General features: G+C 57.1%; 14 protein-coding genes. 9 read left to right on the top strand and 5 right to left on the bottom strand.

The window, feature by feature from the left end:
- The first annotated feature begins 27 nt into the window (after nt 1–27).
- On the top strand, nt 28–636 hold the full coding sequence (locus F1C16_RS17735) for a transposase (RefSeq protein ID WP_185281923.1): 609 nt from the start codon (nt 28–30) through the stop codon (nt 634–636).
- A 140-nt stretch (nt 637–776) separates the two neighbouring features.
- Here the strand turns inward: F1C16_RS17735 and F1C16_RS17740 are convergent, their stop codons facing one another.
- Nucleotides 777–1733: a DMT family transporter gene (locus F1C16_RS17740; RefSeq protein WP_185281924.1), complete on the bottom strand. Its 957-nt coding sequence runs from the start codon at nt 1731–1733 to the stop codon at nt 777–779.
- Between the two features lie 160 nt (nt 1734–1893).
- A complete protein-coding gene (gene dusB / locus F1C16_RS17745) occupies nt 1894–2883 on the bottom strand; it encodes a tRNA dihydrouridine synthase DusB (protein ID WP_185281925.1) in 990 nt (329 codons plus the stop codon).
- Nucleotides 2884–3054: 171 nt separating this feature from the next.
- Between dusB and F1C16_RS17750 the strand changes: the two genes are divergently transcribed.
- The 5 genes from F1C16_RS17750 to F1C16_RS17770 all read left to right on the top strand — a co-directional run bounded on the left by F1C16_RS17750 (nt 3055) and on the right by F1C16_RS17770 (nt 8037).
- Nucleotides 3055–4101 (top strand): CPBP family intramembrane glutamic endopeptidase, encoded by a 1047-nt coding sequence (locus tag F1C16_RS17750; RefSeq protein WP_185281926.1) that lies wholly within the window; start codon nt 3055–3057, stop codon nt 4099–4101.
- Nucleotides 4102–4189: 88 nt separating this feature from the next.
- The gene (locus F1C16_RS17755) at nt 4190–5128 is read left to right on the top strand and encodes a phosphatidate cytidylyltransferase (protein ID WP_185281927.1); all 939 of its coding nucleotides are present in this window, start codon (nt 4190–4192) and stop codon (nt 5126–5128) included.
- Between the two features lie 184 nt (nt 5129–5312).
- Nucleotides 5313–6602 carry a Glu/Leu/Phe/Val dehydrogenase gene (locus F1C16_RS17760; protein WP_185281928.1) on the top strand — a complete coding sequence of 430 codons (1290 nt, stop codon included), beginning with the start codon at nt 5313–5315 and terminating at the stop codon, nt 6600–6602.
- Between the two features lie 422 nt (nt 6603–7024).
- Nucleotides 7025–7708 carry a phosphatidylserine decarboxylase family protein gene (locus tag F1C16_RS17765; RefSeq protein WP_185281929.1) on the top strand — a complete coding sequence of 228 codons (684 nt, stop codon included), beginning with the start codon at nt 7025–7027 and terminating at the stop codon, nt 7706–7708.
- Between the two features lie 122 nt (nt 7709–7830).
- Entirely contained in the window at nt 7831–8037 is a 207-nt protein-coding gene (locus tag F1C16_RS17770) for a hypothetical protein (protein ID WP_185281930.1), read from the top strand.
- Here the strand turns inward: F1C16_RS17770 and F1C16_RS17775 are convergent, their stop codons facing one another.
- Nucleotides 8038–8715 carry an IS1595 family transposase gene (locus tag F1C16_RS17775; RefSeq protein WP_185281262.1) on the bottom strand — a complete coding sequence of 226 codons (678 nt, stop codon included), beginning with the start codon at nt 8713–8715 and terminating at the stop codon, nt 8038–8040.
- 30 nt (nt 8716–8745) lie between these two features.
- Here F1C16_RS17775 and F1C16_RS17780 point away from each other — a divergent pair, with 30 nt between their 5' ends.
- A complete protein-coding gene (locus F1C16_RS17780) occupies nt 8746–9309 on the top strand; it encodes a hypothetical protein (RefSeq protein ID WP_185281931.1) in 564 nt (187 codons plus the stop codon).
- Nucleotides 9310–9379: 70 nt separating this feature from the next.
- On the opposite strand, the gene F1C16_RS17785 is transcribed toward F1C16_RS17780, so the two are convergent.
- Nucleotides 9380–9862 carry a GAF domain-containing protein gene (locus F1C16_RS17785; RefSeq protein ID WP_185281932.1) on the bottom strand — a complete coding sequence of 161 codons (483 nt, stop codon included), beginning with the start codon at nt 9860–9862 and terminating at the stop codon, nt 9380–9382.
- Nucleotides 9863–9963: 101 nt separating this feature from the next.
- Entirely contained in the window at nt 9964–11043 is a 1080-nt protein-coding gene (ribD, locus tag F1C16_RS17790) for a bifunctional diaminohydroxyphosphoribosylaminopyrimidine deaminase/5-amino-6-(5-phosphoribosylamino)uracil reductase RibD (RefSeq protein ID WP_185281933.1), read from the bottom strand.
- Nucleotides 11044–11186: 143 nt separating this feature from the next.
- Between ribD and prmC the strand changes: the two genes are divergently transcribed.
- Complete coding sequence (prmC, locus tag F1C16_RS17795) at nt 11187–12071, top strand: peptide chain release factor N(5)-glutamine methyltransferase (RefSeq protein ID WP_185281934.1); 885 nt, start codon at nt 11187–11189, stop codon at nt 12069–12071.
- A 61-nt stretch (nt 12072–12132) separates the two neighbouring features.
- Nucleotides 12133–12738 (top strand): acyltransferase, encoded by a 606-nt coding sequence (locus F1C16_RS17800; RefSeq protein WP_185281935.1) that lies wholly within the window; start codon nt 12133–12135, stop codon nt 12736–12738.
- Nucleotides 12739–12750: the final 12 nt, after the last annotated feature.

Genomic DNA, 12750 nt, shown 5'->3' on the forward strand with positions numbered 1-12750 from the left:
TACCTCTGCGAGAAATCATCCGTGCACATGAACGCCCTACCTCCCGGCGAAACGCTTTTCGTCACCTTTCGCCTGGCTGGCTCCCTGCGCCATGCCATCGGCCGCCAGCTACACGCTGATTTGCAGACGGATATGGAGTTGTCCCGCGCCGGCGGCCTCACCGACGAACAGCAGCAACTCGCGCGCCAACGCGCCCAAAAGCGCTTCTTCGCGCAGTTCGATGCCGAGCTGGACCGTGCGGAGGTAGGCCCTACCTACCTGGAAAAGGAAAAGCTAGCCGAAATAGTAGCCGGCGAGCTGCTAATGCTGGAGGAGCAAGGTTTTTGGGCGCTGGCTTTTGTGGTGCTGCCCAACCACGTGCACGCCGTGCTGCACCTACCGGCGGGCAGTGGTCTGTCGATATATAAGAGCCTGAAGCTGCTACACCAGCGTACCGCGACCCAGTGCCGCCGCCACCTGCGCCATCAGCTCCCACCCGAGGCTGATTTCTGGCAAATCGGTTCTTACGAATACCCTGTGCAGGACGCTGATGAACTGACCCGCATCCTCGCCTATGTGCAGCACCACGCCCAGCGTTTGCGCCTCCCCCCGCGCTTCCACGACTGGCCGTATGTTTATGAAATGGTGAAGTGGTGAATACGCGTGTCATCCTGAGCGGAGCGAAGGACCTTATGCCCGTTGAACGAGTCGTTGGTACGTCTGTCGTTCTTGCGTGATAAGGTCCTTCGCTCCGCTCAGGATGACAATCGTATTCACAAACTCACAACTTCACCATTTCACCTCGCCCGGTGGATAATCGCCACGCTCACCAGAATAATCACCATGCCCAGCACGTGCCACAGGTTGAACGACTCGCCATCGAGCACGCCCCAACCTAGCGCTACAACGGGTATCAGATAGGTATTCGAAGACGCGAAGAGCGCCGTGGATTGGTGGATGAGCTTGTTGAACAGCACCATCGCTACGGCCGTGCTGAGGGTAGCAAGTAGAGCGATATAGCCAAAGGCAGTCCAGGCACCTGGTGCCGTAGCTAACTTATGCAGAAAATCGGTGCCCAGTAGTAGAAATACCACGGCAGGCCCACCGATGAACAGCAGCAGCAAACCCGTAACGGCCACCGGCGGAATGCCTTGCAAATGGTGCTTGATCACGTTGACGCTCACCCCATAGCCAATGGTAGCCAGCACGATATAAAGTCCATACCACGCATTGCCCTCCCCGGCCGGAGTAGCCGCGCCACCGCTGCCACCTAGCACCATCAGCACCACCGTGCCCGCTAGGCCCAGCCCGATGCCCAGCACCCGCAGCCCCGTGAGGCGCTGCCCAAAAAACAGCGCGCCCACTACCAGCGTGAACACCGCCGTGAGGGCATTGAGCACACCCGCCAGCCCCGAAGCCAGCCGCGTTTCGGCGTAGGCAAACAGGAAAGCGGGAATGAGCGTGCCTACCACACCGCTCAGCAGCAACCACTTGAAGCGCGACTTCTCTACCTTGCCCACATGCCGCAGCGCAAAGGGTAGGAGCAGGAGCGCAGCCACCGTCACGCGCGTAGCACCCAGCTCTAGCGGCGAAAACACCGCTAAGCCCTTCTTCATCAAGATAAAGGAGGTGCCCCAAATAGCGGCCAGCACCAGCAACAGTACCCACGCCGAAAGCGGAATAGGCGGCTCCGGCGATTGGGTAGCAGGTGGGGCCGGGGCGGCTATGGTGGCGGGTGGGGTAGGGGAGGGCATATACAGGGAAAGAGTGTCATCCTGAGCGCAACGCAGTGGAGCGAAGGACCTTATAACAGTAGAATAAGCAGGCAGTAGATACTATCTGCTGCAAGTCGTTCCACGTAATAAGGTCCTTCGCTCCACTGCGTTGCGCTCAGGATGACAGAAGCGAAAAATACTACCCCACCAAAACCGGCTCGGCGGCAATGATTTCGTCCATGATGGCGCGTACTTCGTCGGGCTCGTTGGTGTCTACTAGGCGGGTGCGCCACTGCTTGGCACCTTCCAGGCCGCGGAAATACTGGGCGTAGTGGCGGCGCATTTCAAAGATGCCGGCGCGTTGGCCTTTCCATTCCAGGCTTTTCTCGAAGTGCATGCGGCACATGGCCACGCGCTCCTCCACGGTAGGCGGCGCCATCAACTCGCCGGTGGCAATGTAGTGCTTGATTTCGCGGAAAATCCAGGGGTAGCCGATGCTGGCGCGGCCAATCATCACGCCGTCCACGCCGTAGCGGTTTTTGTACTCCACAGCTTTTTGGGGCGAGTCGATGTCGCCGTTGCCGAAGATGGGAATCTTAATGCGCGGGTTATTCTTGATTTTGCCGATCAACTCCCAATCAGCCTCACCCTTATACATCTGCACGCGGGTGCGGCCGTGGATGGTGAGGGCTTCAATGCCAATGTCCTGTAGGCGCTCGGCCACGTCCTCCACGTTCTTGGTAGTGTCGTCCCAGCCCAGGCGGGTTTTCACCGTCACGGGTAGGGGTGTGTTGCGCACCACGGCCGCCGTCATTTCCACCATCTTGGGAATGTCGCGGAGCAGGGCGGCGCCGGCACCGCGGCAGGCTACCTGCTTCACGGGGCAGCCGTAGTTGATGTCGATGAGATCGGGGCCGGCGTGGGTGCTGATGCGGGCACACTCGCCCATGGTATCCACATCGGAGCCAAAGAGCTGAATGCCAATAGGCCGCTCATAATCGAACACGTCCAGCTTCTGCCGGCTCTTGGCCGCGTCGCGTATCAGACCTTCCGACGAGATAAACTCCGTATACATCAAATCGGCCCCATTGGCTTTGCACACGGCCCGGAATGGCGGGTCCGATACGTCCTCCATGGGGGCGAGCAGTAAGGGAAAGTCAGGAAGGGCAAGGTCGCGAATGTGTACCACGGCAGCTATAACAGGATTTTGCGCAAATTTACGACTATTAGGATTGTAGGGGCACCTTGCAGGCGCCTATCGTTGCGCGATGGAGGCAAAGTGGCCACCGTCGTGCACTAAAAAACGTTCAACGACGGGTGCCTGCACGGCACCCCTACGACTTCCAGACCCCCAACTGCTATGAAAGGTTTCCTACCCAACCGTTTGCCGCCCATTGCCAACCTGATTCTGCTGGTAGTCTTACTGTTTGTGGGCTTCTGCGTGGCGTGGTTTTTCATTGCCTCGGTCAGCAACCTGGCGTTTGGCATCAACTTTCAACAGATCGGCAACGTGATGCAGCAGCCAGAGCGCTACCCCCAAGGGTGGGCACTGTCGATGTTTGCGCAAGGGTTGGTGCTCTTTCTGAGCTTTGCGGGGGCAGCGCTGGCGCTAGTGAAGCTCACCGGGTATCATGTCGCCGAGTACTTTGCCCCGCGCCGCCCGGTGCCCGGCGTGTGGCTGCTGATGGCCGCACTACTGGTCATTGCCAGCCTACCCCTCATGACGACCCTCATTGCCTGGAATGCCCAGGTGCACCTGCCCGATGCGCTGCACGGCGTAGAGGTATGGGCAAAGGAGAAGGAAGATCAGGCGCAGGCCCTCACCAAAGCCCTCACCAATTTCAACTCGCCGCTGCGCTTCTGGATAGGCGTGCTGGTTATTGCCATAGTGCCGGCCATCAGCGAGGAACTGGTATTTCGAGGGGTGATACAGCGCAATTTGGTGCAGAGTTTCGCATCGCGGCACGTGGGCGTGTGGGCGGCGGCCTTCATCTTCAGTGCCATTCACTTGCAGTTCTTTGGGTTCGTGCCTCGCTTTGTGCTGGGGCTGCTTCTGGGGTATTTGTATGAGTGGAGCGGCAATATTCTGGTGCCTATGGCGGCGCACTTCACCCAAAACTTCACCCAGCTACTCCTACTCTACTGGCAGCAAAACCAGTGGGTGAGCCCCGAGCTGGATCCTGATGCTAACGAGGCCATGCCCTGGCCCTGGGTGCTGTCTTCCCTGCTCGTCACAGCAGGCCTACTGTACTGGCTACACGAGCACCTCACCACCGAAACCGGCCCTACCCAACTGCGTACGCTGGGGGGCAAGGGCGTAGCGGCTAGCGCGCCGGAAACTGCCGTTGTTCCCGCCGCCCGCACTCTGGGCCGCGATGGCGTAGACGTAGGCCGATTCCGCGACTAGTACATCTTCCGGATATTCGTTACGCGCTATTCTCGCGCATTATTCTTGCTTAGCCGACGGCTATTCTCTCCCTTACCTCTCCCTACCCTTGGCCGACGCTACCCCTTCTCCCACCAACCCCACCGGCAAAAAACCGATGTCCAACCTCACGCAACGCATCCTGTACGGTGTGTTGGGGGCCGTGGCATTGCTGTTCAGCATCTGGTACAGCGCCTGGACGTTTGCCATGTTCTTCGGGCTGGTGCAAATGCGGATGCTGTGGGAATTTTACCGCATGATGCGCAAAGCGGGCTACAAGCCGGCGGCGCTGTTGGGCGGTGGTATCAGCTTGATGCTCTTTGGTGCTATCTACTTAGTAGCTGATGCACATCATTACACCGCATCTCATGCTGATGGGAACGTAAGAGATATAATTCTGGCTATCCAGATAGGAAAAGTTGCGCAAAACGTTCTATTAGGATTAGCTATACTGCTGCCTACCATTCTGATTCTACGTGAGATGTATTCGTGGCCGCGTAAGAATGAGTTAGCCCCGTTTGCCAACGTAGGGGTAGCCCTACTGGGTTTGCTCTACGTGAGCCTACCCATGAGCCTGCTGAACGTATTGGCCTTCAGCGATAAGGGCTACGATTACCGTCGCATCTTCGGCCTGTTGCTGCTGGTGTGGTGCTCCGATATTGGCGCATACGCGGCTGGCAAGACCTTTGGCAAGCACAAACTGGCGCCCAGTATTTCGCCCGGCAAAACATGGGAGGGCGCCATTGGTGGCTTTCTGCTGACACTGGGTATGGGCTGGGCGCTGGGCTTTCTGCTACCCGAAATGCCGCTGCCTACTCGCCTGGTGGCCGCCGCCGTGGTAGCCATATTCGGGCCGCTGGGTGATTTGGCCGAGTCCATGCTCAAGCGCAGCGTGGATGTGAAGGATTCCGGCCGCATTATGCCCGGCCACGGCGGCCTACTTGACCGGTTCGATGCCTTCTTATTCGTGGTACCCGTATTAGTAGTAGTGCAGCTACTATTTGGGTAAGACCGTATTACGCAAAGTGCCGCCCGAAATGGTTTGCAGCCAGTTCGGGCGGCACTTTGCGTATCTCTTTTACAGCTTCATCATTCCGCTACCTTTGCGGCCTTATTGTTGCCCCGTGTCGTCTCAGCCCCCAGCAACGAGGCGTCACGTTTTCCTACCCACCCACCCTTTTTCCCCACCCCCCATGGCAGTTCTGACCACGGTGTACAAAGAGCCGGCCCCGATTGTGGACCGCGAAAATCCGCTTGAGTCCATGATGTCGCGCTTCAACGTAGCGGCCAATATCCTCGGGCTCGACGAACAAACTTATAACGTGCTGAAAGCGCCTGATAAGCAGGTGATTGTCAGTATCCCTGTCACGATGGATAACGGACAGGTGCGCGTGTTTGAAGGCTACCGCGTGGTGCACAACACCATTCTGGGTCCGAGCAAAGGCGGTATCCGCTACGACATGCACGTGCACCTTGATGAGGTGAAAGCCCTGGCCGCCTGGATGACCTGGAAATGCGCCGTGGTAGACATCCCCTACGGCGGTGCCAAAGGCGGTATCATCTGCGACCCGACTACCATGAGCGCCGGCGAAATTGAGCGCCTCACCCGCGGCTACACGTTGGCCCTGAAAGACGTGTTCGGCCCCGATAAAGACATTCCAGCCCCCGATATGGGCACTGGCCCCCGCGAAATGGCCTGGCTGATGGACGAATACTCCAAAACCTCCGGCAAAACCTCGCCGGCCGTGGTTACGGGCAAGCCGTTGGTGCTGGGCGGCTCGCTGGGCCGCGTGGAAGCTACTGGCCGCGGCGTGATGGTATCGGCCGTTGCGGCGCTGGGCAAGCTGGGCATGAAGCCCGAAAACACCACCGCCGTGGTGCAGGGTTTCGGCAACGTTGGCTCGTGGGCCGCGAAGCTGCTCAACGAGAAAGGCGTGAAAATCAAAGGTGTAAGCGACATCAGCGGCGCCTATTGGAATGAAGACGGCATCGACATCGACGAGGCCATTGCCTACAAAAACGCGCACAATGGTCGTTTGGCAGGCTTCACGGGCGCTACTCCTATGGACCCCGATGACTTGCTAATTTCGGACGTAGACATGCTGGTGCCTGCCGCCGTAGAGGACGTCATCACCGAGCACAACGCCCACGATATCAAGGCCAAGCTGATTGTGGAAGGCGCCAACGGCCCTACTTCCGCCTCCGCCGACCCCATTATCAATGAGAAAGGAATCTTGGTAGTACCCGATATTCTGGCCAACTCCGGCGGCGTCACGGTTTCCTACTTCGAGTGGATTCAGAACCGCCAGGGTTACAAGTGGAGCGAGCAGATGGTGATTGAACGCGCCAGCCGCATCATGACCGAAGCCTTCGAGAAGGTGTACGCCGTGGCGCAGAAGCACGAAGTGCCCATGCGTATTGCCGCCTACGTGGTGGCCATTGACAAGGTAGCCCAGACGTACAAGTTCCGCGGCGCGTATTAATGATTGTCATTCCGAGCATGTTGCGCATCAAGCAAGGGCGAGGAATCTGGAGGTTAAGAGCCAGCGTCGCAATTTTCACCCAGATTCCTTGCTCTGCTCGGAATGGCAGTGATGCAGTTCGTCCACAAAATCCGTGTAATTCGTCAAATCCGAGCAAATCCGTGGTTTAGATTCCTCGCTCTGCTCGGAATGACAGGTAGGCGGCGCAACCCTAGGTAACGCTTCGTCGTCCCTATAGCCACACGTTTATATTTGTGTATAAGAATAGCCCGGACCGCTTCGGCCGGGCTATCTTTGTGAAGGATTTAGCCTATTTTGCCCCGTTCCTCTCATTCTCTACCCTAAACACCCGCTGCCCGCCTCTATTGGCCTGACGACGCCTACATTGCGAAATCAGTCCAATCTGCACAATCTGCGCTGATATGAAGATTCATAAAGAAGGACGACGTATTCTATTCTTTACGCTGTTGGCCTTGCTGGCCGTCAACCTGTTGCTCTTCCGCGTGAACGAGCGGCACCTGCTGTTCAACCAGATTTTTGCGGGCATCTCCGTTATTGTTTTCCTGCTGCTGCTGCAATTCTTCCGCAGCCCCTTCCGCAATTTGCTCACCCACGAAGACCTGCTCATTGCCCCCGCCGACGGTAAAGTGGTAGTGATTGAGGACGTGCACGAAGGCGAGTATTTTGACGATATGCGCAAGCAAATCAGCATTTTCATGTCGCCTATCAATGTGCACATCACCCGCAATCCTATTTCGGGTATTGTGCGCTACTTCCGCTACCACCCCGGCAACTATCTGGTGGCGTGGCACCCCAAGAGCAGCACCAAAAACGAGCGCACCACGGTGGTAGTGGAGTCCGATGCAGGTCCGTTTGTGCTGTTCCGGCAGATTGCCGGCGCCATGGCCCGCCGTATTGTGTGGTATGTAAATGAAGGCGACGAGGTGAACCAAGGCGAGGAGTTCGGCTTCATCAAGTTCGGCTCCCGCGTCGACATCTTCGTGCCGCTGGATACAGAATTGAAGGTAGGGCTAGGCGAGAAAGTGAAAGGCGGCCAAACGGTCATTGCGCAGTTGAAGGTAGCGCAGCCGGGCTTGTTTAGCTAACGCGTCGAAGCATCTCTACCGCTTCGTATGCTAGCAACTTATTATCCACAGTAGCTATCTGTGTAACAAAAGCGCCGCAGCTTCCTTGGGAGGCTGCGGCGCTTTTTTGTTATTTTAAAGGTATGGAAATACAAACTGCATTTCACCAAGTATTAGGGAAGAAATTAGGCATAACTGATTTTGAGGCTTGGGTTTATGCTACCTCAGAACTGGAAGAGTTTCTTGACTCCGATGATTACTTCGAGCTAATCAGTTTGAACTATAAAGACAAATCAGTTCTCTACAATTTGGAAAAGGTATTAGATAAGGGGCTTAGGAAGCAAAACTAATTAGAGGGGCTGTTGACGAAGCAATTTAAGTAAGAGTTTGTACAGGTCTTCGTGGCGATGATTGAAGCGAAACTCGGCCTCTTTCAAGTGTAGTAAAAACGTATGGTTGGGCACGCCCTTGAAGCGTTGCAGATGGGCTTTGGCAAAGCTCCAAAATGATTCAATCCCGTTGATATGCGAGGCTCCCTGGACAAACTCGTTCTGCCCATGATGCACCCGAAAATGACGGTCGTAGCCCACGTCCACCAAGCCATCATAGCCGCGCCAGCCATCGGTGTTGACCATCGCCGTGACATCAATCTTACCCCGAATAATAGCTTGCAGGGTCTTTTTCGAGCAATCCGGGACGATTTCCGTGTATACCTGAGCCCCGCGTTTGAACAGGCCAAAGACAATGGTTTTACCCCCCGCTCCCCGGCCCCGTTTGCCGCGTACGCGCCGCGGGCCGAAGTAGCTCTCGTCCAGTTCGACGGCCCCGTCCAGGTCAGCCGGCACCGGGCTGCAAGCTAGCAGCCGGTGGCGCAGGCGCAGGTATATGTCGTTGACCGCGCGTACGCTCAGACCCGTCAGCCGGGCCGCGTCCGAAGCCGTCAAATCCAGCGCGAAAAGACGCAACAAGTAGCGAAATTTGACCTCGGAAATTTTGCTGCACTTATAATAGCGGTTAGTTTGCTGCATAACAGGAAGTTATGCCCCATTCCTCGCTTTTTGCTTCCTAAGCCCCTAGATAAATATATAGACTGGGGCCAGATATATACTGAGGAACTGGAGCAGATACTTCAAAATATAATCAACCATGCTAGTTCTGACGAGGTACTGATGGCACTTGTTGATAGCTATGATTGGTGGAGCGACGACTATTCTTTTTTAGAAAACTTGGGTTTCACCTATGGTATGACAGCATGCCGTGACTTTGCTTGGGAAGAGAATCCTGTATGGGAAAATATTTCAGCATCACAGAAAAAGAGATACATAGCACAGTTCTATCCCGCAGTAGAACAAGAGGCCAAGCGTATTTCGAATTGGTTGGAAACAGGGAAAATTCAGTTACGACCACGACTATCCAAATACGAAGTAGAATATGTAGACAACCGCAATGCAGCTGAATGCAAGAGTTTGCCAGTCGAAAACGTTACAAATTGGTATGTGCCAACTGCGGCTGTTGCTACCTATAGTCATCCGGTAACCTCGTATACCCTTGCTGATTCAGACATACTAACATCTGAAACCAATAAGTCTGGTAGAAAAAGCTGGTGGATGTTCTGGAAGTAAGGAGGCTTGTGGCGTATTAGCGCAAAAACAATTTCCTACTCAGATCCCTCGCTCTGCTCGGAATGACAGCCTAAAACCACCCGGCCGCCAATTGCATCAATTGCTCCAGCGCTGCTTGGTCGTTGTGGTCGAAGTCGTTGAGCTGGTCGCTGTCCACGTCGAGCACGGCTACTACTTGGCCGTCTTTCAGCACGGGCACTACGATTTCGGATTTAGAGTCGGAGCTGCACGCGATGTGGCCGGGAAACTGCTCTACATCGGGCACCAATAGCGTTTTGGCTTCGGCCCAGCTACTGCCGCACACGCCCTTACCGCGCCGGATGCGCGTGCAGGCAATAGGGCCCTGAAACGGTCCCAGCACTAGCTCGTCGCCTTTCACCAAATAAAACCCTACCCAGAAAAACCCAAATGCCTGGCGCAGCGCGGCGGCCATATTGGCAAGGTTGGCCGTCAGGTCCGGCTCGCCGGTGGTCAGGGCTTCGATCTGGGGTAGGAGCTGGCGGTACTGCTCGGCTTTGCTGAGGGTAGTATCAAGGTGAAGTTCTTCGGCCACGGTTGAAAATGTTGAATGGTAAGTGTTGAATAGATAGGCGGGCTGGCTATGCTCTGCGAACCTCAGCGCCTACCTCCGCGAACCTCTGCGAGAAACAACGTTTAGGCATTTGGCTCCCGCAAATAAACGAACACTTCATCGTCGCCCAGCCGAAACTGCTCGCGCAGTCCCACAAAACCCAGGCGCGGAGCCGCCACGCCAGCCCCCAACTGCTTCGGGCTGCGTATCACCCGGATTTCGTCCCACAGTCCATCTTGCAGCAACGATTCCAGCACTGTAGGGCCACCTTCCACCAACACCGACTGCACATTGCGCTGGTACAGGTTCTGCATAATCTGCGGAAACAGGTCGTCGGCCTCGGAGAGCGTCACGTAGCCCAGGTTGCCGCGCGTGTCGCGGTGGCGATAGGTATACACCAGGGTAGATTGCTGGCAGTCAAGTAGATGATGGGCAGGGGGCAGGCTCAGGTTTTTGTCGATGACAATGCGCAGCGGGTTCTGACCGGGCCAGTGGCGCACGCTTAGTTGGGGGTTGTCGTGCAGGGCCGTGCGGGTGCCCACCAAAATGGCCTGCTCCTCGGCCCGCCACTGGTGCACGGCCAGTCCCGCCAGCTCCCCGCTGATCTGCACGGGCTGGTGAAAGCGCCCAGCCAGGAAGCCATCGGCTGTTTCGGCCCATTTCAGCACCACGTAAGGTCGTTTCTGCTCCTGAAACGTAAAGAAACGCCGGTTCAGCCAGCGTCCTTGCTCGGCCAGTAAGCCTGAACTAACGCGGATGCCGGCCGCCTCCAACTTGGCCACGCCTTGGCCCGCCACCAGCGGGTTGGGGTCGAGGTTGCAAATCACGACCTCCGGAATGCCTTTGGCAATCAGCAAATCGGCGCAGGGGGGCGTTTTGCCAAAGTGCGAACAAGGCTCCAGCGTGACGTAGGCGCGGCTTTGTGGCAGTAGATGCGGCTCCGTGACGGAGGCCACCGCGTTTACCTCGGCGTGCGGCCCACCATACTGCCGGTGCCAGCCTTCCCCAATAATGCGGCCGTTGTGGGTGATAACACAGCCCACCAGCGGGTTGGGACGGGTGTAGCCGGTGCCCAGGCGCGCCAGGTCCAGCGCCCGGCGCATCATCAGCTGGTCAAAGTCTGTGAAAGGTGGAGAAGCAGCAGATAATGCCTGAGTGGTCATGCGAAACAGGGTGGGTAGTGGCAAACAGGGCGGAGAGAACAGAAGCAAGGTAGGCAGATCCGGCCGGAGATGCTACCGTTGAGCTTGGTGGCCTCCCGGTTGGATTTCGGATATTTGCGCTTGTCTCGCTGCGTATTCTGCCTGTGCCCACTCCCACCGTCCGCCAACTCACCCTCGACTTTGCCGCTCAACTCACGGCCTTGTATCCCGCGCCGGAAGCGGAGGCAATAGCCGCATTGGTGGTAGAAAACCTGCTGCACCTAAGTGCCTTGCAGCGCCGAATGCAAGCCGATACGCCGGTGCCCGCCGCCGTAGCCGAGCAAGTGCCTACCCTGCTGGCCCGCCTGCTCCGCCACGAGCCTGTGCAGTACGTGCTGGGCCAGGCGCATTTCTACGATCTGGAATTGGCCGTGACGCCCGCTACCCTCATCCCGCGCCCCGAAACGGAGGAGTTGGTGCAGCTTATTATCCGGGCGCACCAGCGGCAACCGGGTTTGCGGATTTTGGACGTGGGCACGGGTAGCGGCTGTATTCCCGTGGCACTCAGCCAACATCTGCTCGGTGCCCGCCTCACGGCGGTGGATATTTCAGCGGAAGCTCTAACCGTAGCGCGCCAAAACGCCGCTACCTACCAAGCCGCTATTGACTTTCAGCAAGTGGATATCCTGCATGATCTACCAAAAATAGAGGCGCATTCTCTGGATGTGCTGGTCAGCAATCCGCCTTATGTATTGGAGAAAGAAAAAGCACTGATGCGGTCCAATGTGCTGGCACACGAGCCCGCCACGGCCCTGTTCGTCCCCGACCACGACCCGCTGCTGTTCTACCATCGTTTGGCTGAGGTAGGGCGCCAATTGCTTCGGCCCGGCGGCATGCTCTATGTAGAAGGCAACGAACAGTATATGCACGCCGTGGCAGCGGCCATGGCCGCCGTCGGCTACCAGCAGGCCCACGTACACGCCGATTTGTTCGGTAAAGACCGATTTGTGAGTGCCGTAGCGCCAGCCACGTGGCCCGGTTTGTGCTGAGCGGCCCACGAAAACCGCTACCTTTGCCGCCTACTACCCTGTACTTCCCTTTCCACCTGGCATGACCGATCAGCCTGCCTATTACGCACACCCTACCGCCGTCCTCGACGACGGGTGTCGCGTGGGCGCCGGCTGCCGCATCTGGCACTTCACACACGTATCGGCCGGGGCCGTGCTGGGCGAGGCGTGTAGCCTAGGTCAGAACGTGTTTGTGGCAGATGATGTGACGTTGGGCCGCAACGTGAAGGTGCAAAACAACGTGAGCCTCTACACCGGCGTGCACTGCGAAGACGACGTGTTTCTAGGCCCATCGGTGGTGTTCACCAACGTCAAGAATCCCCGGAGCGCCGTGCCTCGCCGCGGCGAGGCGCACTATCTCCCTACCGTGTTAGAGCGCGGCGTAACGGTAGGTGCCAACAGCACAATTGTGTGCGGCGTGCGACTGGGCCGCTATGCATTTGTGGGCGCGGGTAGCGTAATCACCCGCAACGTGCCGGCTTTTGCCCTGGTATATGGTAATCCGGCCCGGCAACGCGGCTGGATGAGTGCCCACGGCCACCGGCTGTATTTTGATCAAAGCGGTTTTGCCCGGTGTCCCGAATCTTTTCAGGGCTATGAGTTGAATGAGGCTAAAACGGAAGTTTGGGCCGAAGACTATTCCGACTAATTCACTACTTAA

The sequence above is a fragment of the Hymenobacter sp. NBH84 genome, assembly GCF_014217645.1.
GTDB lineage: Bacteria > Bacteroidota > Bacteroidia > Cytophagales > Hymenobacteraceae > Hymenobacter > Hymenobacter profundi.